General features: G+C 43.0%; 19 protein-coding genes. 17 read left to right on the top strand and 2 right to left on the bottom strand.

Features of this window, described 5'->3' with window-relative positions:
- The first annotated feature begins 66 nt into the window (after positions 1–66).
- The 14 genes from AACT52_RS20700 (at position 67) to AACT52_RS20635 (ending at position 18,447) form a co-directional block, all read left to right on the top strand.
- On the top strand, positions 67–420 hold the full coding sequence (locus AACT52_RS20700; protein WP_073633153.1) for an STAS domain-containing protein: 354 nt from the start codon (positions 67–69) through the stop codon (positions 418–420).
- Between the two features lie 71 nt (positions 421–491).
- Positions 492–1,280, top strand: coding sequence for a WecB/TagA/CpsF family glycosyltransferase (locus tag AACT52_RS20695; protein WP_083630448.1), 789 nt, complete (start codon positions 492–494; stop codon positions 1,278–1,280).
- 186 nt (positions 1,281–1,466) lie between these two features.
- Positions 1,467–2,897: a sugar transferase gene (locus AACT52_RS20690; RefSeq protein ID WP_073633174.1), complete on the top strand. Its 1,431-nt coding sequence runs from the start codon at positions 1,467–1,469 to the stop codon at positions 2,895–2,897.
- Positions 2,898–3,970: 1,073 nt separating this feature from the next.
- Entirely contained in the window at positions 3,971–6,199 is a 2,229-nt protein-coding gene (locus AACT52_RS20685) for a GumC family protein (protein WP_073633152.1), read from the top strand.
- Entirely contained in the window at positions 6,178–6,747 is a 570-nt protein-coding gene (locus tag AACT52_RS20680) for a serine O-acetyltransferase (RefSeq protein WP_073633151.1), read from the top strand. Before AACT52_RS20685 ends, AACT52_RS20680 begins: the two co-directional genes overlap by 22 nt.
- A gap of 29 nt (positions 6,748–6,776) precedes the next feature.
- Positions 6,777–7,994, top strand: a complete 1,218-nt coding sequence (locus AACT52_RS20675; RefSeq protein WP_073633150.1) for a glycosyltransferase family 2 protein — start codon at positions 6,777–6,779, stop codon at positions 7,992–7,994.
- 48 nt (positions 7,995–8,042) lie between these two features.
- On the top strand, positions 8,043–9,287 hold the full coding sequence (locus AACT52_RS20670; protein ID WP_073633149.1) for an O-antigen ligase family protein: 1,245 nt from the start codon (positions 8,043–8,045) through the stop codon (positions 9,285–9,287).
- Positions 9,288–9,480: 193 nt separating this feature from the next.
- Positions 9,481–10,485 (top strand): glycosyltransferase, encoded by a 1,005-nt coding sequence (locus AACT52_RS20665; RefSeq protein WP_073633148.1) that lies wholly within the window; start codon positions 9,481–9,483, stop codon positions 10,483–10,485.
- A gap of 123 nt (positions 10,486–10,608) precedes the next feature.
- Positions 10,609–11,661, top strand: coding sequence for a Gfo/Idh/MocA family protein (locus AACT52_RS20660; protein WP_073633147.1), 1,053 nt, complete (start codon positions 10,609–10,611; stop codon positions 11,659–11,661).
- A 543-nt stretch (positions 11,662–12,204) separates the two neighbouring features.
- Positions 12,205–13,242, top strand: a complete 1,038-nt coding sequence (locus AACT52_RS20655) for an NAD-dependent epimerase/dehydratase family protein (protein WP_073633146.1) — start codon at positions 12,205–12,207, stop codon at positions 13,240–13,242.
- 5 nt (positions 13,243–13,247) lie between these two features.
- Positions 13,248–14,531: a glycosyltransferase family 4 protein gene (locus AACT52_RS20650; protein ID WP_073633145.1), complete on the top strand. Its 1,284-nt coding sequence runs from the start codon at positions 13,248–13,250 to the stop codon at positions 14,529–14,531.
- A 396-nt stretch (positions 14,532–14,927) separates the two neighbouring features.
- Positions 14,928–16,268 carry an oligosaccharide flippase family protein gene (locus tag AACT52_RS20645; protein ID WP_073633144.1) on the top strand — a complete coding sequence of 447 codons (1,341 nt, stop codon included), beginning with the start codon at positions 14,928–14,930 and terminating at the stop codon, positions 16,266–16,268.
- Positions 16,269–16,758: 490 nt separating this feature from the next.
- Complete coding sequence (locus AACT52_RS20640) at positions 16,759–17,754, top strand: glycosyltransferase family 4 protein (protein ID WP_233154021.1); 996 nt, start codon at positions 16,759–16,761, stop codon at positions 17,752–17,754.
- Between the two features lie 12 nt (positions 17,755–17,766).
- Positions 17,767–18,447 (top strand): acyltransferase, encoded by a 681-nt coding sequence (locus AACT52_RS20635; RefSeq protein WP_073633142.1) that lies wholly within the window; start codon positions 17,767–17,769, stop codon positions 18,445–18,447.
- Positions 18,448–18,553: 106 nt separating this feature from the next.
- Here the strand turns inward: AACT52_RS20635 and AACT52_RS20630 are convergent, their stop codons facing one another.
- Positions 18,554–18,724 carry a CopG family transcriptional regulator gene (locus tag AACT52_RS20630; RefSeq protein WP_096549413.1) on the bottom strand — a complete coding sequence of 57 codons (171 nt, stop codon included), beginning with the start codon at positions 18,722–18,724 and terminating at the stop codon, positions 18,554–18,556.
- 68 nt (positions 18,725–18,792) lie between these two features.
- Between AACT52_RS20630 and AACT52_RS20625 the strand changes: the two genes are divergently transcribed.
- From AACT52_RS20625 to AACT52_RS20615, 3 genes are all read left to right on the top strand, one after another.
- On the top strand, positions 18,793–19,971 hold the full coding sequence (locus AACT52_RS20625) for an RNA-guided endonuclease InsQ/TnpB family protein (RefSeq protein WP_073633141.1): 1,179 nt from the start codon (positions 18,793–18,795) through the stop codon (positions 19,969–19,971).
- Between the two features lie 332 nt (positions 19,972–20,303).
- Positions 20,304–22,412 carry an AAA-like domain-containing protein gene (locus AACT52_RS20620; protein ID WP_073633140.1) on the top strand — a complete coding sequence of 703 codons (2,109 nt, stop codon included), beginning with the start codon at positions 20,304–20,306 and terminating at the stop codon, positions 22,410–22,412.
- 369 nt (positions 22,413–22,781) lie between these two features.
- Positions 22,782–24,344, top strand: coding sequence for an AAA-like domain-containing protein (locus AACT52_RS20615; RefSeq protein WP_073633139.1), 1,563 nt, complete (start codon positions 22,782–22,784; stop codon positions 24,342–24,344).
- A gap of 9 nt (positions 24,345–24,353) precedes the next feature.
- On the opposite strand, the gene AACT52_RS20610 is transcribed toward AACT52_RS20615, so the two are convergent.
- A complete protein-coding gene (locus AACT52_RS20610) occupies positions 24,354–25,829 on the bottom strand; it encodes a serine/threonine-protein kinase (RefSeq protein ID WP_073633138.1) in 1,476 nt (491 codons plus the stop codon).
- Between the last annotated feature and the right edge of the window lie 302 nt (positions 25,830–26,131).

Raw genomic sequence — 26,131 nt, 5'->3', positions numbered from 1 at the left:
CCTTTTCAAGTCATGGAGCTTTTCTGATTACAGAATTGAGAACTTATTGCTAATTCGACTCAAATTATGGAAAAAATGCTTGCCAATAAGATTGCAGTGATTCGACTCAAACGTTCTTTAAATGCCGCTAATGCATTGGACTTTGAGCGGGAACTGACAACAGCCATAATGCAAAACGATTGTGCCACCTTATTAATAGATTTAGAGCAAGTAGAATCCTTGGACAGTGCCGGATTGATGGCTTTAGTATCAGGGCTGAAATTGGCTCAGCGCTTAGGACGGCACTTCAGTCTTTGCTCTGTTTCGCCCACAATTAAAATCATTTTTGAAGTGACGCAACTTGATAGGGTATTTGAGATATTTGAATGCCAATCTGCATTTACACGCGCTTACTCCCGTTCATGTTTAAGTAGAGCCTGAGAACCGCTTTCCAAAAAAATGGTGTTTGTTTTTTACCAGTTGTGTAGAAAATCTTTGGAGGAATTATCTAAATGAACAAATTTGATGAGATAGTATTACTTGGAACTAGGTTTCATAAACTCAAAGTGAATGAACTCATCGATTACGCTGTCAAATCGGCAAAACTTGACAAGAAAACCACCATATGTCATGTAAATATTCGGGGAATGAACTTTGCCTACGAACTCCCTTGGTATAGAGAGTTTCTCAACAAATCTGATTTAGTGTTCTGCGATGGATTTGGTGTTCTAGTAGGAGCGAAACTCTGCGGCTGCAGCGCAGATTCATCTCATCGCATGACGTGTCCAGATTACATTGAGGATTTTGCGAAAGCTTGCGAGCGGGAAAATGTTTCCTTGTTCCTGCTTGCTGGTGAGCCAGGTACGGTAGATAAAGCGATCGCTAAGCTGAAAGTGGTTGCACCAAATTTAAAAGTGAAAGGACATCACGGTTATTTTGACAAGTCTGGTGAGGAAAATGAATTTGTTATCCAAGAAATCAATAAATTTAAGCCAGATATTTTGTATATTGGCTTTGGTATGCCATTACAAGAACGTTGGATTCTAAATAATGCAGAGAAAATAGAAACAAAAGTGTTTTTGCCTCTAGGTGCATGTCTTGATTTTTATAGTGGCAACGTCAACAGAGGTCCACGTTGGATGACCAATAGCGGACTAGAGTGGTTAACACGATTGGTCACAGAACCACAACGCTTATGGCATCGTTATGTGGTTGGCAATCCGCTGTTTTTTTATCGGGTTCTACAGGAACGGTTTACAAAACTTTTGAGAAAGCGCTCTCGACCATCATCGCAATACTAAGCTGAGACGCCTAGACATTGCACTTTTTTGCTTAGGGCTGGGCATAGGGGATCATGCGCCATGCCCGATGCGCAATTGACTACCTTCACAAGTGAGTGTGCAAATTAAATGCGTAATTGCTTAAGCTGTTGCCCATTTAACTTCCATATTGATTTGTACAGTTTAAATACAGGGGTAATAGAAATCGTGACATCTAAATCTTTATTAGTTCCAGGGTTTAAACCAGATTTAAGGTCAGCAAGTGGCACAAGGATACACAAAGGATTAACTAGCAAATTTCTGCGGGTAGGAACACTTATCTCGCTAGATGTCATTTCTGTGACCTTAGCATGGAAGTTGGCAGTATTTCATGGCACTCCTTTAGATTCGCCTTGGACACAAAAAGCCTCTTTTCTACTGCTCATCTTGACAGTAGAAATAGGCATTATAGCAACCAAAGGACTCTATAAATCAGGTGCACATCGTCGTAACTATCCTGGTTTGATTAAAGCTGTAACGCTGGCAGAAGTTCTACTCTTGCTCATTGCCTTTCTCTACGAACCAGATAGTTATGTCTCGCGCTCAACTTTTCTACTGTTTTGGCTGTTGTCTGTAGTTTTCGTTTGTACCTCTCACTTCGTCTGTGATGTAGGCACTAGAGTGCTTCGTAGTAAAGGAGCAATTCGCCATTCCGTTTTTCTGATTACAGACCCGGAAGACAAACAAAGCCATATTCGGTTAATAGAGAAAGAGAATTGCTACACAGTACAGGGAATTGCCGACTCTAGCAGTTTAGATATGATGAACCGAGAGGCAACCTTTGAATATCTACGCACACACGGTATAGAAGAGGCTTTTGTTTCTTGGAATGCCATTAAGAACCGTCTATATCTTTGTTGGCGTTTCCAAACAGCTGGCATTACCCTACGAATACTGCCAATTCAGGGTGAAGTTCATCACCCTAAATCAGCCGTATTTTGGATGATTGGTGAAGTCCCTTGTATGACAATACCAGCACCAATCATCGCAGGCGGCAATTTTTGGGTAAAGCGGAGTTTTGACCTTTGTGGTTCGATTGTTCTGTTACTCCTGCTGTCTCCTGTCTATCTGGTAATAGCTACACTCATTAAGTTAGATTCTTCTGGACCAGTGTTCTTCCGGCAAAATCGAATTGGTCTGCATGGTAAGAGTTTCAAGATTTGGAAATTCCGTACGATGGTTACCAACGCGGAAAAGTTGCAGGCGGCGCTAGAAGCAAAGAATGAAATCAAGGATGGGGTCCTCTTTAAGATGAAAGACGACCCTCGCATCACACGCATAGGCAAATTCCTGCGCCGTTACAGTCTCGACGAATTGCCACAACTGTTTAATGTTGTCGTTGGAGAGATGAGTTTGGTTGGTCCGCGTCCTCTCCCTATGAGGGACGTAGAAAGGTTCAAGACAAAGCACTTTATCCGACAAGAAGTTTTGCCTGGTATTACCGGATTGTGGCAGGTTTCTGGTCGCTCGGATATCGAGAATTTTGAAGATGGGGTGAAATTAGATATCGCTTACATAGAGAATTGGTCTGTGTGCCTGGATCTACAAATTTTGCTGAAAACTGTCAAGGTTGTCCTTGGTAAGACAGGTGCTTACTAAATAACGAGAGCAAACTACCGCCACTAGAGCACGACTCCCAGTGGCGGCTTTAAAAAAATAGGTTCTAATTTTTGACATACTTTTCTTGCTTTTCGTACCTTGTTCTAAAAATCTAACCAGAGAAATAGCTTGTTATCAGTCCTTCACCTGATGTCAAACTTTTTGAGAAACTGAGAACGCCATAAATGAATGCAAAAGTGTATGAAATATGAACTACCCGCCCTTACTTCGTAGAAGGGCGGGTAGTTCATAATAGAAATTGGTCTTTCTTTGCCAAGCAATTTTACAGGAACTCTTCGTAACTAATCTTAATCTCAGTTATACAAGTTTTTAGTTACAAAACATACTTTTATTACTTTTCCTACTTGGTTATCAAATCCGCAAACTTTACATTATCTTTAAAAAAAAAATTTATTTCTACTTGAAATTACTGGCAATTAAAGTTATATTTAACATCGTCAGTAGGCAATCTGAACAACTAAACATTGTTAACAATTAGATTGTGCCTAAAGCAAAATGCTTCTAATAAGAGCATATTTGATAGCTAGTACGCACTTATTTGACCAGTGTTCTGTAGTTCTCAACAATTTAAGTATAAACAGGGTTAAAAAAATATGCAAGTTTGTGCATTTACCAAAATCAGTAAAAACGGCAGGCAATATAGTAAACCAAACACCACTCTCCATACAACAGTTGTGAATTTGATTGAGTAAGTTAGGATGAGCATCAATGGACGCACTTACTAGTCAATAACTTCATCAGTTGAACTACATTAGACATATCTTGAAACTCTACGTCAATCCAAGGCTTGTGTACCCGGAGGGTGCGCTTTGCCCTCACGTAGTGCATAAAGCCTCACGTAGTGCATAAAGTAAGATTGCAAAAACACTTGAATTGTCTTGTTGAGCGCGCCTACTGCGGAGGCACGCTATTACAATAGTCGCATTATGTTGAAAGCAATAAAAATAAATTTCAATTTGTTAAAAGATAGCCGATGCTATGAAGCTAAGGTATTCATATCAAATTTCATTTTTGGCTCCAATTTCGTAATGATCTACGGCTAGGAAACTTGTATGGAGACTAAAGGCTATCAAGAAGAAGTAGATATTCAAAAATATTGGCTAGTTCTGAAACGCCGTTGGCCAATTGTGGCAGGAGTTGTTCTAGCTTCAGTAGGATTATCGTCGTTTGCTGTGTTCCTGCAAAAACCTAAATATCAGGCGAGCGGAATGCTTCTTTTTCAATCAGACAGAACCTCATCGCTTACAAAAGTAGGAGAAAAGATAGGGGATCTTGAATCCTTAATGCGCGAGGGGAATCCGCTAGAAACGCAGTCTGTTATCTTAACATCTCAGCCAATTTTAGAAGAGGTTATCAAGACCCTAGAGTTAAAAGATAAAAAAGGAAATACTCTTGATCCAGAGTCACTTAAAATCAAGGTTGAACCAATTGTAGGCACAGACGTACTGCAGGTTTCCTACACCTCAGAGAACCCTGAATTGGCGGCATCAGTAGTCAATCAGCTGATGAAATCCTATGTTGCAAACAACATTCAGTCCAATCGATCTCAAGTCTTTGCCGCAGGTGAATTTATTAAAAAGCAACTGCCATACGCTCGGGCAGAATTAGATCGCTCAGCAGAGGCATTACGTCAGTTTAAAATTCAGTATAAAATCATCGAGCTTCCAGAAGAGGCGAGTGCTGCTGTTAAAAATCTTGGTCAGATAGATCAGGAAATAAATCAAGCGCGGGCTGCGCTAGCAGATGTGAGCGCTCAGGAAGCAAAAATGAACAGTCAATTAAACTTGGCTGGAGATCAGGCTGTGGAAGTGACTTCCATAAGTCAGATACCTGGTGTACAGGAAGTCTTAAGCGAGTTACAAAAGGTACAAACTAAGCTAGCAAATGAAAAAGCACGCTACACCAGTGAACATCCAGATATTGCTGAGTTAAAAAATCAAGAAGTCACTTTAAATGCTTTATTACAGCAGCGGATTGAGCAGGTTTTAGGAACTAAAGGAATAAAGCAGGTTTTAGGAACTCAAAAAAATGTTCCCCCTGGTAAGTTGCAGGTCGGGAAAATCAAAGAAAATCTGACAAGTGAATTTGCCAAGATACAAGCGCAACGCCAAGGTTTGGAAAGCAAAATACAAGCTTTGTCTAACATCCAAGCCAGTTATAAGCAAAGGCTTGCGATGATGCCAAATTTGGAGAAAAAGCAAGGAGATTTAGAGCGAAAGTTATCTATCTCCAAAAAGAACTATGAAAACCTTGTCAGCACACTACAGGAAATTGAAGTCGCAGAAAAGCAAACTGTTGGCAATGCTAAAGAGATTCAAGCCGCTAAGGTTCCCAAAAAACCAGTTCTCTCCAAAGTCGTACTGCTTTTAGCAGGAGGTGGCGTATTTGTTGGGTTGCTACTTGGTATTGCTGCTGCGTTTTTTGTAGACCTAGTAGACAGATCCTTGAAAACAGTTAAGGAAGCCGAGACATTTTTTGGCTATACTCTACTAGGGCTAATTCCTAAGTTTGAATCAAACACCACATCTACTCCTGATAAATTGATGTCAGAAGGAGTCTCTGCTCGAGTTATTGTCGCAACTTCTCCTCGCTCAGTGATTCATGAAGCATATCAAATGCTTCAGGCAAACCTCAAGTTCATTAGCCATAAAAAAGTTCGCACAATTGTGGTAACGAGTTCTGTACCAGGGGAAGGGAAATCAGAAGTTTCTGCGAATTTAGCTGCGGTACTGGCTCAGGCGGGACGGCGAGTTCTGCTAGTCGATGCAGATATGCGTAAACCAACGCAACATCACTTGTGGGGTGTGATAAACTCAGTCGGTTTAAGTAACATGATTGTTTGTCAGGCTGAATTTCCCCAAGGTGTGCAAACGGTTACAAAACACCTGTCTGTCCTCACAGCTGGAGTCGTACCTCCCAACCCCCTGGCTTTGATTGACTCGGATCGTATGGCTACGCTGATTAAAATGTTCTCTGACAAATACGACTACATCGTATTTGATACTCCTCCTTTAGTTGGGACAGCTGATGCAGCAGTTTTAGGAAAAATGGCGGATGGAGTTTTGCTAGTCGTTCGACCGGGTGTTGTGGATTCAGCAAGCGCTACCGCAGCAAAATCCCTGCTGGAACGTTCTGACGCTAACATTTTGGGAATGATTGCCAACGCTGTCAACGTGAAGCACGAACCTGGCAACTACTTTTACTATTCCAGCCCTCGAGTGGGACAGAGTGTGGTAGAAACTGAAGTGGGGACTCAACAATGGACGCACAAATCGACTTGAAGGCAAATACAAAGGCAGACAAAGCTTCTGCTTTTGGTCTTTGGCAACAAATTAAAGAAGACTGGATTGCCCACGGACGGGATTGGACTAAGCCTGGATTCCGGGCTGTAGCAATTCACCGTTTTGGAGTTTGGCGTAAGAAGATTAAACCCAAACTCTTACAAGCGCCTTTGAGTCTTCTTTATGGAATGCTATATCGCAAGGTTCGGAATACGTACGGAATTGAACTGCTTTACACTGTCCAACTTGGTCGCCGTGTGGTTATTCAACATCAAGGAGGAATCGTCATTCACTCACACTGCTGTATTGGCGACGACTGTATTATACGCCAAGGGGTGACTTTAGGAATGCGTTACCTAGATCGTCCGATGGATGCGCCCAAGTTGGGCAAAGGTGTCGATGTTGGTGCTGGTGCACAGATATTGGGCAACGTTACCATTGGAGATAACGCAAGCATTGGTGCTAATGCTGTGGTTCTGTGCGATGTTCCAGCAGGAGCAACAGCAGTTGGCATACCTGCAAAAATCATTTCTTCAAAAGTCCGATAACAATGCTGTTGTATTGAGGTAACAATGCCATGTCAGTTAGCCAGTTCGTGGCTTCGTGTATTGATGTTGTGCTGTTAGTTAGCGCATCGGGTCTATTTATTGTTTGTCTATTTTTTCTGATTGAATGTACTGCGGCTTTATTCCCGAAGGCTTCGACTGGTGAAGCTGATCCTAAAGATGCTAAAGATGCTAAAGTAACTGTCTTAGTCCCAGCACATAATGAAGAGATTGTCATCGGTTCAACTCTCAAAACACTGATCCCTGCATTAAAAGAACAAGACCGTCTGGTTGTCATTGCTGACAATTGTAGTGATGCGACAGCTCAAATTGCTCGTACAATGGGTGCTACAGTGATTGAGCGTCAGAACAAGGAGCAAAGAGGTAAAGGATACGCCCTAGACTATGGCTTACAGTTTATTGAGTCAGATCCTCCTGATGTGGTTGTGATTGTTGATGCTGATTGTACAGTCTATCCAGGTGCAATTGAGCAGTTAAGTCAGTGTGCGATCGCCACACAGCGACCTGTCCAAGCAACCTACTTGATGCTCAGACCTAAAAACTCTCAGTCGTCAAAAGACTTCGTTTCACAATTTTCCAACATCGTTAGGAATCTTGCTCGTCCCCGTGGATTAGCCCGCCTAGGACTGCCCTGCCCCTTGCTTGGCACAGGTATGGCTTTCCCTTGGTCAGTCATTCGCTCAGTGAGTTTAGCCAACGGTCACCTCCTTGAAGATTTGAAACTAGGCTTGGATTTGACTATAGCTGGACACAGACCAGTGTTTTGCCCAGAAGCAAAAGTCACTGGGTATTTGCCGCAGCAGTCGCAGGCTGCTAGAAGTCAGAGAACTCGTTGGGAACATGGTCATTTACAAATTATCCAGACTTATGTCCCTACCTTACTCAAAGAAGCAGTCTATCAAAAAAGGTTCGACTTGTTGGTGAGCATTTTGGATTTGTGTGTGCCACCTTTATCTCTGCTTGTTGTTCTTTGGTTAGGGCTAATGGCAGTGACTTTGCTGTTTGCAGTCTTGGAAGCCTCATGGATACCAGCAGCTATTGTAGCTACAGCGGGACTTTGTTTCCTCATGGCAATTATGACAGCTTGGGCTAAATTTGCTCGCCAAGACCTTCCTCTGTTGCAACTTTTAACTGTTCCTTTTTATGTTCTTTGGAAAATTCCAGTTTATCTCAAATTTTTAGTGAAACCTCAAAGCGTGTGGGTTCGTACCCAAAGGGACAAAATATAGTAAAACAATGTTTAGCCGAATTAACCTTTCTCTTTCTAAAGTCAATCTATGAAAAAGAAAACTCTAAGTAAATTTTTAAGACTTGCCGAGAAAGGTTTTATAATATTAGGCTTAAGTTTCTTTTCAGGAGTATTTGGTGTACACGCTTTGGGTGCTGTGCTTCCAAATTTCGTTGTCACATTAGTCAGATTCTCTGTTTGGGGAATCTCAACCATTCTCGTTTGTCTCTTCTGGAAAAGTACGATAATCACAGCCGGTAGAGATAAATTACTCTGTCTATTAACGGTATTAGCTCTGCTATCATTTGTCTGGTCAGAATATCCAGACTTTACATCGTTTAATGCCAGAGATATCTTGATGATGACCTCGTTTGGCTTATATTTTGCCACACGATTTAGTTTGAAAGAGCAGGTACAACTCGTTGCCTGTACTTTATTTATAGGAAGTTTCTTGAGTACAATTGTTGCCGTTGGATTACCTTCGGTTGGGATACATCAAGCAGATGGGATAGAATCTCATCCAGGAGCATGGAAAGGAGTATACGGACACAAAAATGGTCTCGGCAGCATGATGGTTTTAAGCTCATTAACTTTTCTTGCCTTGCCAAAGGAAAACTCAACTTTATACAAGTGGGCTGGTTTGAGTTTTTCGCTGGTCTTGATGCTAGTTTCAACATCAAGAACTTCTCTTGTTCTTTCTTTATTGCTTATATTATTAATGGTATTCTATAGAAACTTTCGGTGGAAGGGAAAGATAAGCGTAATTTTCATAGATATTGGAATTCTGATTCTAGGATGTGTTGCTTTACTCATTTTCACTTATTGGGTAGAACTTTTAACTGGTTTAGGAAGAGACCCCACTTTAACTGGACGGACGCCCCTGTGGGGTGCTGCACTCGCTAGATTAATGGAAAGACCATTGTTGGGTTATGGTTATGCTGCATTCTGGGCACCTAAAAGTAAGTATGCAATCGAAGCAGGTCATGCAATAGGGTCTGGTTGGGTTCCACCTCACGCTCACAATGGCTTAATTGATTTACTACTTGATGTTGGCTTCATTGGTTTATCACTTTTTTTAATGAGTTATTTCACAACCTTTGCTCAGGCTTTAAAGCGAGCTTATGCAACTAGAAATCCAGAGGATCTTTGGCCCTTAGCTTATCTCACCTTTTTAGCAATGAATAACGTGACAGAGAGTTATTTGATGCGTTTAGCAAACCTGTATTGGGTTTTGTTTATAACAATTGTTTTTACTATAAATCAGAAAAGCAAATTCAAAAAATTAACACTTTAAAAAAGAAAAACTATTTATGTGTTATTTACAGCAGTTTTCTGTAAGGTGGGCATTGCTTACCAATATTTCAACTGTGCATTACATAGGCTTTTATGGGCAATGCCCACCCTAGGATTTCTTTAAAAAAGAAAAGCTATTTACGTGTTACTTAAAACTGTCTACAACATAGACGAATATTATAGGAGGTTTTACTTTGCAGTGTATTGGAGTTGTTGCCATCGGACGCAACGAAGGGGAGCGTCTGGGAGCGTGCTTGTTATCAGTGATAGGAGAAGGGAGAACTATAGTTTACGTTGATTCTGGCTCAACAGATGGTAGCGTGGAGCTAGCGCGTTCCCTTGGTGTCCATGTCGTGGAACTTGATTTATCTATTCCATTCACTGCAGCTCGTGCTAGGAATGCAGGGTTTGAATATCTATTACGAGTCAAACCAGAAGTCGAATTTGTCCAGTTTGTAGATGGAGACTGTCGCGTTGTTGAGGGATGGTTGGAATGTGCTGTGCGTGAATTAGTTGCTCAGCCCGAGGTTGTCGTAGTGTGTGGTCGGCGTCGGGAAGAATTCCCCACTAACTCTATCTATAACCGCCTGTGCGACATCGAGTGGAATACTCCCGTAGGTGAAGCTAAAGCGTGTGGTGGAGACTCCATGATGCGAGTGACAGCTTTGAAAAAGGTGGGAGGATTCAACCCGACACTCATTGCAGGAGAAGAACCAGAATTGTGTTTGCGACTGCGTCGAGTTGGTGGCAAAATTTTACGTATCAATGCAGAAATGACATTGCACGATGCCCAAATCACCCGTTTTGGTCAGTGGTGGAAGCGCTCAATTCGCAGTGGTTATGCCTTTACTGAGGGGGCTTGGCTATACAGTCGCAATTCCGAACAGCTTTGGATAAGAGAAAGTCGTAGGATTTGGTTCTGGGCTGTGCTTTTGCCTTTGTTGGTCATCGTCGGTCTATTGCCAACTCGGGGGCTAAGCATACTGTTACTGTTCATGGCATATGCTTTTGTCGCTTACCGAGTGTATCGCTCTACGCGCAAACGAGGGTTTAAGTCAACCGATGCTATTTTCTATGCCCTGTTTTGTGCAATAGAGAAATACCCACAATTACTCGGGAAAATTCAATTTTACATCTTCAGGTTGTTGAAACGACAGCGCACCATAGTGGAGTACAAAAGTGCGCCTTCAGCCAGTTGAGACAACCTTTCTTTTGTTTGTAGTGAGCGCTGAAGCGCTCACTACAAACTATCTCAAGCTATCACAATGAATGCAATGAATTACTAATTGACAAAACACTATAACGGAGAATAAAAAATATCAATGGTAACAAAACTTAAATCAGCAGTCATTGGCACAGGGGCAATCTCCAAAGAACATCTCAGTTTTCTTTCCAAATCTGAGCGCGCACATTTAGCCAGTGTTTGTGACCTTTCAAAAGCCGCTGCCAGGTATGCAGCCCGAAGGTTTGGTGCCGACTCGACTTACACCGACTATCGTCAGATGCTCGATGAGGTAAAACCTGACGTTGTACACATTCTCACTCCGCCTCATACTCATAAGCGGATTGCAAAGGACTGCTTAGAAGCAGGTGTACACGTGTTCTGTGAAAAGCCTATTACACCCACCTACGATGAGTTTCAAGAACTTAGGACCTTTGCACAGTCTCACAACCGCTGGTTGATTGAAAACCAAAACTACTGCTTTAACGAACCGATCCTGGCTATTGAGAAATTAATTGCAGATGGTATTCTGGGTGAAGTGCAGGAAGTTGAAGTCCGCATAGCGCTTCCAGTTCGCGATGGTGGAGCATTTGCAGACGAAAACTTGCCGAATCCTATTCATAAAATGCCCGCAGGGGTGGTTCATGATTTCATTACACACTTGTGTTCCATGACGGTGCGCTTCATACCAGATTTTGAACGCGTGAGCGCTGCATGGAGTAATCACGGTGGTGGAGATTTGTTCCGATATGATGACCTTGATGCGATCGTCATCGGAGGCTCTGCACACGCTCGGATTCGATTCAGTTGTCACACACCACCCAAGGCTTTTGCCGTTACGGTGCGAGGTTCAAAAGGTTATGCAGAAACTGATTTGTTTCAGCCGCATTTACGTTGTGTTATACCTCGCGCTGGAGAACTGCTATCTCCGCTGATTAATCATTTTCTGAACGGATGCGATTTGGTTGGGGCATCATTTACCAACTTTCGTCGCAAGATTATGCAACAAACGACATATGAAGGAATGCATCGGCTTTTGGACAAAACCTATGAAGGACTAATCGAAGGCAAAGCGCCACCAATCAGTTTTGAAGATATGGAGCGTACACATCAATTAGTTAATGCTTTACTATTGGAGGCTAATCGAGTTTGACACTCACCGACCTAAAGGTACGGTGATTCTTTAGAAGAAAACCAGACGACCTAGTCTAGTTTTGAACCATACTCATCTTACTGTTCTCACCACGATGCCTTTTTACGGATACCGAAGCACCACCGTCCACTTTCCAAGGGCGGGGGGAACCCCGCACGGAAGTGGACTCCAGAACACAGCAGCTGCTACAAGACTTTCTGCATACAACGCGGTGTCAATTGCGCCTACTCCCTCCGTCATCGACATTGGGCATACCTGCACATTAACACTTGCGAGTTTTACCCAAAACAGAATTAAGTTTTGGAACCCCCTACTCTTATTTCGTTGTCTAGGTACTACAACTAACTTTCTGTGTTTTTTGATTCACTGACCAATTGCCCCATTTTCTACCTCCAGAAGTAAGCATATCCTTACGAATCCGGTGTTAGGGGGTTCCAACCCACGGCAAACTAGGTCAATTTGTCTTAAGTTAGTTGTCACTATTTTAACACAGATTTATAAAGCCGTCCTTCTAGGACGGGGTAAGAGACCCAGGAGTTTTCGATGAAGTTATTGATAACAGGAGCATCCGGTTTTCTAGGACAGTATGTTGTCGCTGAAGCACTGCGACGAGGACATAAAGTGCGTGCGGTTGTGCGACCATCTAGTAATGAAAAGCGTATACCTTGGCATAATCACCCAAATGTGGAACTCGTCCGTATCGATTTGCGGCGCAAAGATGGTATTGCTGATGCTGTGCGGGGTGTGGATGCAGTGCTCCATTTGGCAGCCGTCAAAGATGGTGACTTTTACTCACGATTTGCTGGCACAGTCATTGCCACTGAAAACTTGCTCGATGCCATGATTGAGGCTAATGTGCTGAGGCTGGTTGATATCAGTAGCTTTTCGGTGTATAATTATTCATCCGGCAAAACAATTACTGAAGACACGCCCCTTGAGGACCATCCCCTAGAACGGGATGAATACGCCCAAGTCAAGCTGCTTCAGGAAGAACTTGTTCGCGAGTTTGAGCAGAATTATGGGGCACCCGTGACGTATATTCGCCCCGGAATGATCTATGGACGAGACTGCCTCTGGAATACCATTCTTGGAGCTAAATTGATCGGCAATTTATGGTTGAAAGTCGGCGGTCACGCACAGATGCCATTGACATATATTGAAAACTGTGCTGATGCAATTATCAGTGCTGCGGAGCGTGAAGAGGCAATTGGTCAAACTTTGAATATCGTTGATGACGACTTGCCTACTCAGAAAGTCTATGCCCAAAAACTGGCTCAACGCCTAGATTCTCTGCCCCGCACGATTCCCGTCAGTTTATGGTTCTTGTACTTGCTAGCCTGGATTTTCTGGACTTACAACCAACGAGTGCTGAAGGGGCAGGCAAGGCTACCTGGTATATTTATCCCAAGGGCAATAGATGCCAGGTTTAAGCCGTTTCGCTACAGTAATGCTCGTGCAAAACAAATTTTGAACTGGAGCCCCAGGTATTCACTCGACACCGCAGTTGAGCGCAGTTGTAGCGATGTCGAACTGTTGGAGGTACCGTTGCCGACACCCTCGTTGCAACCTTTAGGAGGCTGAAGAGAATGCGGATTGCTTACCTAACTGGTGAATATCCCAGAGCAACGGACACTTTCATTCAGCGAGAAGTCACAACCCTGCGAGAAATGGGTGTGGACGTCCACACATTCTCTGTTCGCCGAACAGGGGATGAACACATGGTTGGGACAGAACAGAAGTTAGAGCGCGATCGCACTTTCTACATCCTTCCCCCCAATCCCATAAACTTAATACTGGCGCACCTCAGTTTATTGCTTGCTTTCCCAAAAAGATACTTGCAAGCAATCAAGCTTGCATGGTCAACCAGCCAACCTGGGTTGCGAGGTGCGCTCTTTCAAATCTTCTACTTTTTGGAAGCAGGTATCCTTGCCAAACAAATCAAACAAAGGCAAATTGTACATTTGCACAACCACATTGTAGAAGCTAGCGGTACCGTTGCGATGCTCGCCGCCGAAATGGGCGGTTTTACTTATAGTTTCACCTTGCACGGTCCGTACATCTTCTTCCGTCCACATCAATGGCGACTCGACGAGAAAATCAAGCGATCGCTGTTTGTATGTTGTATCAGCCATTATGCTCGCAGTCAGGGAATGATATTTGCACCCACCGAAAAGTGGAATCGAATGCATATCATTCATTGTGGTATCGACCCAGCGTTATTCGATGTCGTTTCTCACAACGAGTCAGGAAAACGCTTGCTTTTTGTGGGACGACTGGCTGCGGCGAAAGGCTTGCCTATTTTGCTCGAAAGCCTTGTGAGTTTGAGGCGATCGCATCCAAATATATCATTAACAGTTGTAGGTGATGGTCCAGACCGTCAAAAGTTAGAACAAACAACTGCCCAGTTGGGATTGAGCCAGAATGTCAAATTCGTCGGCTATAAATCCCAAGGTGAAGTCCGCGACTATTTTCAGCAAACCGATATTTTCGTGATGTCCAGCTTTGCTGAAGGGATACCAGTCGTGCTGATGGAAGCAATGGCGGCTGGTGTACCTGTGGTTGCTACCCAGATTGCAGGTGTTAGTGAGTTGGTAGAAGATGGTGTTAACGGCTACCTTGTTCCACCCGGAGACCCTGTTTCCCTAGCGGAGAATATCGAAATATTACTGAGTAATCATAAACTTCGAGCTGCATTTGGCACAGCAGGTCGAGCCAAAGTAGAGAAAGACTTTAACATACACCATGAAGTTGCACGGTTACATAACCTAATGAAGAGCGCTTTGCAAGGTGATGTGGAACCGATTCGTCCCAATTATCCAGAAAAACAAGTTTTCTTAACTAAACAAGAAACAGTCACAACATCTGTTTGAAGGTGCAAGACGAGTGCAGTAAGATTGCACTCGTCCATTTCTTTGATTATGAAACCACAGATAAACCTTGCCCTCGAGCGAAGCGAAGGGACAGATGGACACAGATAAATTATCTGCACGGCAGTTGCGGGACTCGGGGGGAACCCCCCTCCGGGTATGCCTAGTGGGTACGGCCACGGCTTCGCCGAACGGCACGCTACGCGCGTTGGCTGCGCCTGCGCTTTGCGCTTACGCCAGTTGCAGCTCGGAGGGAAGCCCTCCGATGACTCACTGGTCTCACCGCAACGCACTGCCTCGTTTATCTGCGTGCATCTGCGGTTCCAATTACTTATCAAAAGAAAAACCAAATCATTGGCATGGATTGAGACAACTAACTAATTTATTTATACAGAAACTATGACATCTCTAAAAAAGCGTGCCATGCGTGGTGCAATGTGGACGATTATATGTTTCGGAGGTATTCAAATCTTACGATTTGGCAATAATTTGATTTTGACTCGCCTGCTGAAACCAGAATATTTTGGTTTGATGGCTTTGGTGACGACCCTTAGAGTTGGTCTGGAATTATTTTCAGACGTTGGTATTGCTCAAAATATAATCAACAGTAAACGAGGTGATGAAGAGACTTTTTTAAATACTGCTTGGACTATACAAGTTATTCGTGGTGTAGTCATTTGGCTTGTTTGTCTACTGATTAGCTTTCCAGCTGCAAATTTCTATAATGACCAACGCTTGATGGGGCTAATTCCTATTGCTATACTGTACTCATTTATTGAAGGATTTAGCTCTACTAGCGTACATACTCTTCATCGTCGGCTGGAACTGGGTAAGCTTTCCCTGTATGAACTGATATTGCAGGCATGTTTTCTTTCTACGTTAATTTTCTTGGTTTGGTTATATCCAAGTATTTGGACTTTAGCTATTGGAACGGTGGTGGGAGGAGTATACAAATTAGTCAGCAGCTATTGGTTAATACCAAAATACTCCAACCGCTTCGCATGGGAGCCGGAAGCAGTAAAAGAAATTTTATCCTTCGGTAAGTGGATGTTTATTGCATCCGCGCTCATGTTTGCTGCTGAACAAGCCGATCGCCTGGTTTTGGCTAAGATCCTGTCATTTCAAATGCTAGGCGTTTATACAGTAGCTTATACTCTAGCAAGCATACCCCGAGAAGTTATTAAACAACTTAGTTATAAAGTCATTTTTCCCACAATTTCCCAGCAAGCTGATTTGCCAAGGTCAACTTTGCGAGAGAAAATTCTCCGGCAACGGCGTCTCATGCTGATAGGGTGTGCGATCGCATTAGCAATTCTAGTGACTGTTGGTGATTTAATTGTTGGGATATTGTATGACAAAAGGTATGCTGCCGCTACCTGGATGATGCCGATTTTATGCAGTGGAATTTGGTTTTCCCTGCTATTTTATACTATCAGCCCTGCTTTATTAGCAATTAGCAAGCCCTTATACTCAGCTCAAAGTAATTTTGCTCGATTTGGAATAATTATTCTGGGTGTACCTCTGGCACATTACAGTTTCGGTGAGCTGGGGGCTATTATCGTCATTGCATTCAGCGATTTGCCTTTGTACATAGTCAATCTTTATGGACTTTGGCGGGAAAAACTCACTTGTTTAGCCCAAGATATTCAAACTACAGTCTTTTTTATCGGGGTACTAGCTTTATTTTTAGTTATTCGGAATTATTTAGGGTTTGGGTTGCCAATTCAATCACTACTTTAGGTAAATACAAAAGCTGCTGTCTTGGTTACAGCGCTTTTCAAGTAAATAAATCACTCTGTAGGGGCTGGGAAATGCCCATACGTGTCAACTTAAGGTGAAAACCAGTATAGAACAAGTTTTAAGAGATTGCCTCGTTCCCAGCCTCAGGCTGGGAATGCATATTGCGAGGCTCTGCCTTGCTTAAGAGCGTTATACGAAGTTGCGTTCAAAACCTCACCGTCAGGCAGGGTGGGGAGTGTCAACCGAGTACTTGCTCTATTTTTAGTTATTTGGAATAATTTGGGATTTGGGGTGTCAATTGAGACATTAGTTTAAGATAATGTAAAAGTTATGTCTTAGTTAAAGAATAAAAAGGTCATATTCCCAGATATTCCTAAAGAATGAGGAAAGAGCCTTGAAATACCACATAGCTTTAATCCCGACCTGTAACCTAGAACAAATCACCCAAAATGCTCTCGCGGGAAAATGCCCCAAGCATGTAATATCGGCAATGACTCAGCTTTTAGGGGCAACAGTTTATCAACCAGAGTCCGAACCCGTGTTGCCCATAGATAAAATTCGTGCGCATATTATAGGTCGTCCTGAATACTGGGCTTTAGCACGCAAGCTGTCGTCGCAGCTTCAAGAGGATGATGTCATATATTGCACAGGGGAACACGTAGGAATTCCAATTGCCGCTCTCTGCGGTGTAAAAGAGAACCGACCCAAAATTGTTGTATATATCCACAATATAAACCGACCACGAACTCGTCTGGCGTTGAAGCTCTTTAATATAGCAGACCGGATTGATTTATTTGTGACCACCGTTCCTTCGCAAGCTGAATTCCTTCGCCACTACTTAGGCTTGCCTGAGAACCGTGTCTATCTATTTATGTCACAACCTATAGACACATCCTTCTTCACACCAGGACCCGCTTTACAAAACAAACTTCGTCCAGTTATTGGTAGTGGAGGTTTGGAAAAACGGGATTATAGAACTCTTGCTGATGCGACTCGAGATTTAAATGTCGATGTGAAGATTTGCGCTTTCTCACGTAACGCAGTTGCATTAAAACGGGCGTTCCCAGAAGTTATGCCTAGTAATATGTCGTCTGGCTTTTACGACTGGTGCGAGTTGGTACAGCTTTACCGCGATTCTGACTTAGTTGTCATCACTCTTTTTGAGAATAATTATGAAGCCGGACTCACCACTTTGTTTGAAGCGATGGCTTGTCGGCGACCTGTAGTAATAACTCGCTCGTCAGGAATTATTGGCGACCTGATTGACTCGGGTATCGTTACTGGTGTTAATCCCCGTGACCCTGTAGGACTCAAGCAAGCAATCGTGAACCTCTTAAATGCTCCGGAAAAAGCTCAAGAGCAGGCTCAGCGAGGTTATGAACTGGTACTCAACCAATTTAATCATGTTAACTATACTCAAGCTTTGGTGACAAAACTCATCTCCACATTTGGCAGTATAAATAACAAGTCACTTGCTTTGCAATAACATTTAGAAGCTATGACAGTCGAACAAGTTAACAGTTATCAGGAGTTGCCTACTCAGGCACCTACAGTTTGGTCGCGCACAGTAGAACTGACCATAATCAATTTCATAGGATCAATTCCTCGTCCACTTGGCACTCTACTGCGACGGCTAGCTTACCGTTCAATCTTTGCTCGCATGGGTCGGAGAGTTTACATTCAAGCAGGGGTTGAGTTACTTGGAGCTCGTTCAATGGAAGTTGGTGATGATATTAAAATCCTCCGGGATGTGCGCTTGGAAATTAGACACCCAAATAGTTTACTACGTATTGGCGACAGGGTTTGTCTTGATCGCGGTGTTGATATCAGAGCTACAGGTTCTGATTGCCTGATTGAGATTAGCCACGACTCCTACCTGGGACCATATGTTTGCATGGCTGGTCCTGGTCATATCAAAATTGGTAAGAATTGCCAAATCGCGTCACATACAGGTATCTACGCCAACAATCATAGAGAATATGGATTAAGCCGTGAAGGAATTGAAATTCAGGACGATTGTTGGATAGGCTCTGGAGTTAGAATCTTAGATGGAGTGACTATTGGTAAAGGCAGTGTCATCGGGGCTGGAGCAGTTGTCACCAAAAATATCCCTCCTTATTCGATAGCAGTTGGGGTACCCGCAAAAGTAATTAAACTTAGTAAGGGAGGTGTAGCTTAATGACTCAATGTGTGCAACACAAAACTTAACTTACTCAAGCCGCGTATAGTTATATAAATAAAGGGTTTTGACCGAAAATCGGAGGGCGCAAGCCCCTAAATTCCATTTATGGGGATAAGCCCGTTGGGGAATTTATTCCCCGTCCCAATCTTCGCACTGCATCACGAATAACATCGTTATAATCAATTCCTTCAGACTCCGATACCTTTTGAACTATTTCCCATTCCTGTTCACTCAACCGAACAGTTAATTTTTTAGCTGCATACTTCTTTGGCATAGCAAGATCTTTGTGCTATTATATGTCTATCAGCCATACGATAGCAGAAGTAAGGAGGTGATTCAAGAGTGTTGGTACTGGAATACAAAGCGGTAGTTAAAAAGACTCAATCTGTAGCCATAGACGAAGCTATTCGTACGAGTCAGTTTGTACGAAACAAAGTGTTGCGTTATTGGATGGATAACCGTGGAGTGGGCAAAAAGCAGCTATATCAGTACAACACTCAGTTACGTGCAGAGTTCGAGTTTGTTAAAGACTTAAACAGTCATGCGTGTCAAGCATCCGTTGAGAATGTGGAACGCGCAATCAACAGATTTTTTGATAATTGCAAAAAGAATAAACCTGGGAAGAAAGGCTACCCAAGGTTTAAGAAAGGTAGCCGTTCTGTTGAATACAAGACATCGGGATGGAAGTTACACCCCTCAAAGCGACGCATAACTTTCTTGGACAAGAAAGAGATTGGTGAACTCAAGCTATTAGGGAAATGGGATATCCATACCTACCCTCTAACGTTAATTAAGCGAGTCCGGATTGTACGCAAGGCAGATGGCTATTATGTTCAGTTTTGTATCAAAGTTGATGCTCAGCCTGAGCAAAGAAACGGAAACAATGAAATTGGGTTGGATGTAGGGCTTGAGTATTTCTATTCTGATTCCAACGGGCATCACGAAGAGAATCCTCGTTTTCTCCGCAAGGCAGAAAAATCAATCAAGCACGCTCAACGCCGAATTTACACTAAGGAAAAAGGTAAAAACAATAGACGAAAAGCGTCATGGCGGCATGCCCGGAAACATTTAAGAGTAAGTAGGCAACGTGAAGAACATGCCAAGAGACTGGCACGTTGCGTATGCAAGGTTAACGCCTTTGTCGCCTATGAAGACTTAAATGTGAAAGGGTTGGTGAGAAATCGTCACCTAGCCAAGTCAATCAGTGATGTTGCTTGGACTTCTTTTCGTCGTTGGATTGAGTACTTTGCCTTGAAGTTCAATACTAAGGTTGTAGCTGTTGCACCTCATTACACAAGCCAGAAGTGCAGTGATTGTGGAAAAACTGTTATGAAAGGACTCTCTACAAGAACTCACAACTGTCCACACTGTGGGACAGTGTTGCAACGTGATGTAAATGCAGCTATCAACATATTGCTCAAAGCTAAAAATACCGGAGGGCATCCGGGAATCAACGCTTGGGGAGATGTTTCCTCTACTTCTATTGGTCGCAAGACCTGTAGGGGCAAGAAACGTCGATGAGCCAAGAATCCCCCGGCTTTTTGTGGGAATGGAGCGGAGCGAAATTCCCACAGCCGTGGGGAGTGTCAAGTTTGCTTGTTGCTACCGTTCAAGAAGCCGTCCTATTCTACCTGTATCGGCTACGCGTCCAGGGGAGTCGGCTCCTAAGGAATGTGTACAAGTGTTAATTGGGCGCTTGGCGCACGTACTCGACCAACAGGGGCATTGTTCAAATTAACCGCAGCATAAGGTCTTGGATCTGCTCTTTGTAGAAATCCTTCTTAATAAGATGTATATTAATACTAATCAAGAATACATACGTGTATCTACTTAATATTAACATTTAAGTAACCGTGGAAGAACTTCTAGAAGCTGTAGGACAAATTCTCGAAGACAAGCCTTTTGGTTCCATTCAGCGGTTTGTGCTCCAACAATCGTGGCTGGGGAAAACTTACGGTGAAATGGCCCAAGGTTCAGGCTATGGGAGCGACTACATTAAAGAAGTTGGCTCTCAATTGTGGCAAGACCTTTCAGATGCACTAGGAGAGAGGGTAACCAAAAAAAACCTACACCTAGTCTTGAGAAGATTCCAGCAAGACTGGATGAGTCAGGACAATTCACAGCAAGAGCGCGAGTTGAGAGCAGGTTCTAGTGCAGAAAGGGGTTTTTTAGATTTAGTCCCAGTGAGTAAGCTGGACTTTCCCAGCGGTCCTGTGCCAGTGGGTTCTCCTTTCTACATCAACCGTCCTCCGCTTGAAGAACTTGTTTATGCGGAAATTATGCAACCAGGTTGCTTGCTGCGGATCAAAGCACCCAGGAAGACGGGGAAAAGTTCACTGGTCAACAGGATTATTGCTCATGCAAAGGTGCAGGGTTATCAAACTGTTTCTTTGGACTTTCAGGAAGCTGATGAAGCTGTTTTTACTTCACTGGATAAGTTTTTGCGTTGGTTCTGCATCAATGTTAGCAGGCAGTTGAACCTCGCCCCGAACCTCGATGATTACTGGGATATAGAGATGGGCAGCAAGGTGAGCTGCAAAATTTATTTTGAGGCGTATGTACTGGAGCAAATCGATAGTCCTATAGTTTTGGCTTTAAACGAACTCCATCGGGTTTTTGAACATCCTAATATTGCCCAAGACTTCTTGCCAATGCTGCGATTTTGGCACGAACAGGCAAAGCAGGATAGAACGTGGCAAAAAGTGCGGTTAGTGGTAGTTCACACTACAGAAATCTATATCCCGCTCAAGCTGAACCAGTCCCCTTTCAATGTTGGGCTAACAGTTCCACTGCCACCGTTTACTATAGCGCAAGTACAGAATTTGGCTATTCAGTATGGAATAGATTGGGCAGCTTCCTCCGAAGGGGCGCAACGCTTAGGATCCTTACAAAAAATGATTGGGGGGCATCCCTATCTGATAAATCTGGCGCTTTATCATTTGTATCAGGAAGAAATGACGCTCTTGGAGTTATTACAAACAGCTTCTACACCAAGTGGAATTTATAGTCAGCATTTACGAGAACTCTTAACCCTACTCCAAGCTGATCCACAATTGATGTCTGCAATGCAAGAAGTTGTGATGGCTGATGAAAGTGTGCAGCTTGATGCCAGCCCTCCAAGAGGCGCACCCCTCAGCGCAATCGCCGCATACAAACTAGAAAGCATGGGTTTGGTTGAACTAGATGGCAATCAAGCTCGCCCTAGCTGCGAGTTGTATCGCCTTTATTTTAGCCAGCAACTCTTAAGGGAAAATGAGGATCATGCTTCTGCAAATCTGTTGAAGGAACAACAACAATCCAATGACATCACTGAAGCTGATGCACTGAGTCAGTTCGTCAATCTACACTACTTCAGCCAATATCTCGAAACCCAGTGGCAGCAGTGGCTGACAAAAGCGACAATGCTATCTGTGATTGTGTGTGATATTGACTACTTTAAGTTTTACACGGATGCTCATGGGTATACAGCGGGAAATAGTAGTTTACAGCGAATTGCTAGTACTATCTACGAGTATTTAAAGTATAAATCGACTCTAGATGCTCACTATGAGGGGACAAAGTTTGCAGCGCTGTTGCCCGAAACGCCCGGCAATATTGCTGTAGAAATCGCAGAAAACATTCGAGAGGGGGTTGAGCAATTGGCGATCGCACGTGCCTCCTCTGTCTTATATTCAGAGCAGGAAGCACAAACACGCTTGGCGAACCCAGAAGCAACGCTTAGGGTAGGTGTAAGCCAGGGAACTAGCAACGCACTCCAAAGGGCGATCGCTCACGCACAATTTCAATTTGATGGATTTCCGGCTCCTGTCCTCACTGTTAGCTTAGGCATTGCAACTGCAATACCCAACCATGAAAACTCACCCGCAATGTTAATGGCTGCTGCTGAAGAAGCTCTCTTCCAGGCAAAAAGAAAGGGGCGTAATTGCGTAACTTTAAACTCAGTTTTATCTGAAGACAATTAACCAAAAGAACTTAGAACTCAGAACTCAGAACTCAGAATGGCTCTTGGGACGAAGCCGCGGATGAGTACAGGAGTTTAACAGTGAACAGTGAACAGTGAACAGTGAACAGTGAACAGTGACCAGTGAACAGTGACCAGTGAGAAGATTGACTTGGGACATCTTGATACTGCGGGTACTTGATAACTGATTTTTGATAACTGATAACTGATAACTGATAACTGATTTAAGTTGCCGATACAAACACCTTGATTTATAAAGAAAAGGAATTTATAATGAGAAGTTTACAGCAGTTTTCTACAGGGTGGGCATTGCCGCACAATATCTCAAATTATCATCATATAAGCTCAAAAGCCCTGAAATGTAAATTGAATGAAAAGTTATCGATACCAAGTTGGCGGCACGCTAACGACTGATGCTCCTTGTTATGTTGAGCGAAGGGCAGATGTAGAACTCTACGAAGCCTTGAAGCAGGGTGAGTTTTGCTATGTTCTCAGTTGTCGGCAAATGGGCAAATCCTCACTCATGGTGAAAACAAAGCATCGCCTGCAACAAGAAGGCTTTAAGTGCGCCACTATCGATATGACCAATATTGGCTGTGAAAATATTACTCCCGAACAGTGGTATAAGGGAGTCGTAGGTGACTTATGGATGGGTTTTAAACTGATAGGAAAGGTCAATTTAAAAACCTGGTGGCAAGAGCAGAATGATCTTTCTTTACTTCAGAAACTGAGCCGATTTATTTCGGAGATACTGCTAGCTCAGTTTCCTAATGAAAGATTGTTTATATTTATTGATGAAATTGATAGTATTTTGAGCCTTGATTTCTCAATTGATGACTTTTTTACCTTGATTCGCTTCTGCTACAATAAACGAGCGCTTTCTCCAGAATATAATCGTATTACATTTGCAATTTTTGGAGTTGCAACGCCAAGAGACTTAATTCAATATCGAAATCATTCGACGCCATTTAATATTGGGAAAGCAATCGAACTACAAGGTTTTACATTTCATGAAGCTAAAGTCCTAGCTCAGGGGCTGGAGAGCAACGGTAACAATCCCCAGAAAGTTTTAAAAGAAATCTTAGCTTGGACAGAAGGACAACCTTTTCTCACACAAAAGCTGTGTCGGTTGTTGGTGAGTTCGGCTCAAGAAGCTTTCGGTGACAATCTCAAAATGCTGCCTGGGACGGAAGCATTTTGGGTGCAAAGCGTGGTGAAGTCCCGCATAATCAACAACTGGGAATCACAAGATGAACCGGAGCATTTGCGGACAATTCGCGATCGCCTTCTTAGAAGCGAACAATCCGTCGGCAGATTGCTAGGAATTTATCAGCACATCCTCCAGGAAGTTGAAGTACCAGTCGATGACTCTCGAGAACAAGTTGAACTGTTACTGTCTGGGTTGGTTGTCAAAAAGCAGGGTTTTTTGAAGGTAAGAAACCGGATTTATCAAGAAGTTTTCCATCTGGAATGGGTTGAAAAACAATTAGCTTATCTGCGTCCCTACTCGCAAGCCTTGGATGCCTGGATCGCTTCAAACGAACAAGATCAATCCCGGTTATTGCGCGGACAAGCCTTGATTGATGCTCAAACTTGGGCAAATGGCAAAAGCTTGAGCAACCTAGATTATCGGTTTTTAGCGAAGAGTGAAGAATTGGATCGCGCAGAAGTTCAACAGGCATTAGAGGCGGAACGTGCTAAAGAAGTTGAAGCACGACTAGCAGAACAGCAAAAAAGGCTGGCTCAAGAGAGAAAAGCAGCTAAAATGGTAACACTCCTCCTGGTAGGCATGACTATCAAGCTTGTGATTTCTTTATGCTGGGGAGCGTCGCTTTTACGTAGGATTCATAGCCTCGAAGCAAAAACTAGATGCACTCAGACAAGCCATCTGGACAAAGCTATAACTGCAAAGACTGAGTGCAGCGTACCCTAACATTAAGATTCATCTTATTTCATTAAAAGACAACCGAGCTGTTGGTGCTTTGGGGTCTTTACTAGCAAAAGCGCAATATGCCTGTGGATTGAGTTTTCCATAATTCTTGAGGAAGTCAACGCAACTCGGGCGATCGCTAAAGGTGGCTATGTAAACTACAAATAAATGCGTATCTGCCATATTTGGATAATCTGGTATCCAGAACACACCTGTTTGAGGATAACCACCCGCTTGTAAAGTTTTCGTTTGCTTGATAGCAGGTTGTAAATTTGGGAAGGTAGAGTCTGCTATAAAATAGAAAGAATTAGGCAAAGTCGCACTGTTTGTATTTGATTGTTCATAACTTTGCACTCTTTGAGAACTGGTCGTTACAGGTAGGGAAGGAGATAATGTCAAAGGGGTTTGTGAACCTTGCGGTTTTGTAACTAACCCAGATGAAGCTTTTTTATTTTGTGCTGTAGGTTGGGGAAAGTTTGTTAACAAAAGACCAATAATTATGGATGTACCGAATACTGCACCTGTGATTAACATACCGCCAAGAAACATACCGTTTTGTCTTCTGTTTTGACGGGCAGATTTGAGAGTTACAGGAACAGTCTGAGGAGGTGGTTGAGTCAAGTTACCCACCCTAGATGGAAGCGATTTTGCAATACTCTGGAGAGCATAAAGCATTGCTTTTGCGCTGGGGTAGCGTTCCCTGGGATTAAACCGGATGGCTTTATCTAACACGAATGCTAAAGGAGGACTCACACCATCCCGCTGCCAAAGACTCTCGCCTGTGTAGGAATCTGTATTCATGTGTTGCGGCAATTGTCCCGTCAGCAAATAAATAGCTGTTAACCCAAGACTATACAAGTCACTGGCAAAAACTGGACGCCCTGCTGCTTGTTCGCTAGGCATAAACCCTGGTGTCCCAACGATAATTGAACTGTTAACACTTCCTTCAGTGTTCAGCACTGTCCCCATCGTTTCTCGCACCGCACCAAAATCAATCAAAACTGGTTTGCTATCAGATGAGCGCAGCATTATATTGTCAGGTTTAATATCGCGGTGGATAATGCCTTTGCTATGGACATATTCCAGCACCTCTAACAGACTGATGAGAATCGAGACGACTTCGCTTTCGCTCAAACATCCCCTTTGTTGGACTTTTTGAAGTAGGGTTTGTCCGTCGATCCATTCCTGTACCAAGTAGAATTGCTCAACCGTTTGAAAGTAAGCGTACAGACTGGGAATTTGATTGCTCGCTCCTCCCAGTTGTTCTAAAATGGCAGCTTCCCGTTGAAATCGCTTTTGTACCAGTTGGGAAACCTGAAAATCATTATTATTAACAGGCTTAAGTTGTTTAATCACACAACGGCGTCCCGAAGGCATTTGGGTATCTTCTGCTAAGAATGTGTCGCAAAATCCACCAGATCCAAGTACGCTGATAATGCGATAACGCTCGCTCAATAATACTGGTATCTTTATGTCTTCCTGACTCATAATTTTTTATCTGTAAGCACTCTGGATAACTAACAAGCTACAATGGCGATTTCCATCACCTAAGTGGCAAATAGATTTTTGTATACTTTTTTACTTATTTTATTAATAATTTGTGTTAATATAATAAATTTGTTTCAATTGAAGTTATGTATAGGAGAATATCACAGATTGGTATTTTGATAAATGATTAAAGTATAGATAATACAGTAAAGATTTTTATGAGAAATCACTTATTTTTCATACTTTTTCACGACTCAAGTAGGAAAAGTAGGAAAAGTAGGAAAAGTCCGAAAAATTTCTAT

The sequence above is a fragment of the Scytonema sp. HK-05 genome (assembly GCF_963872035.1).
Taxonomy (GTDB): Bacteria; Cyanobacteriota; Cyanobacteriia; order Cyanobacteriales; family Nostocaceae; genus Kalymmatonema.
Note: the sequence above shows the minus strand (reverse complement) of the source record. Positions and strands in the feature narration are given on the sequence as shown.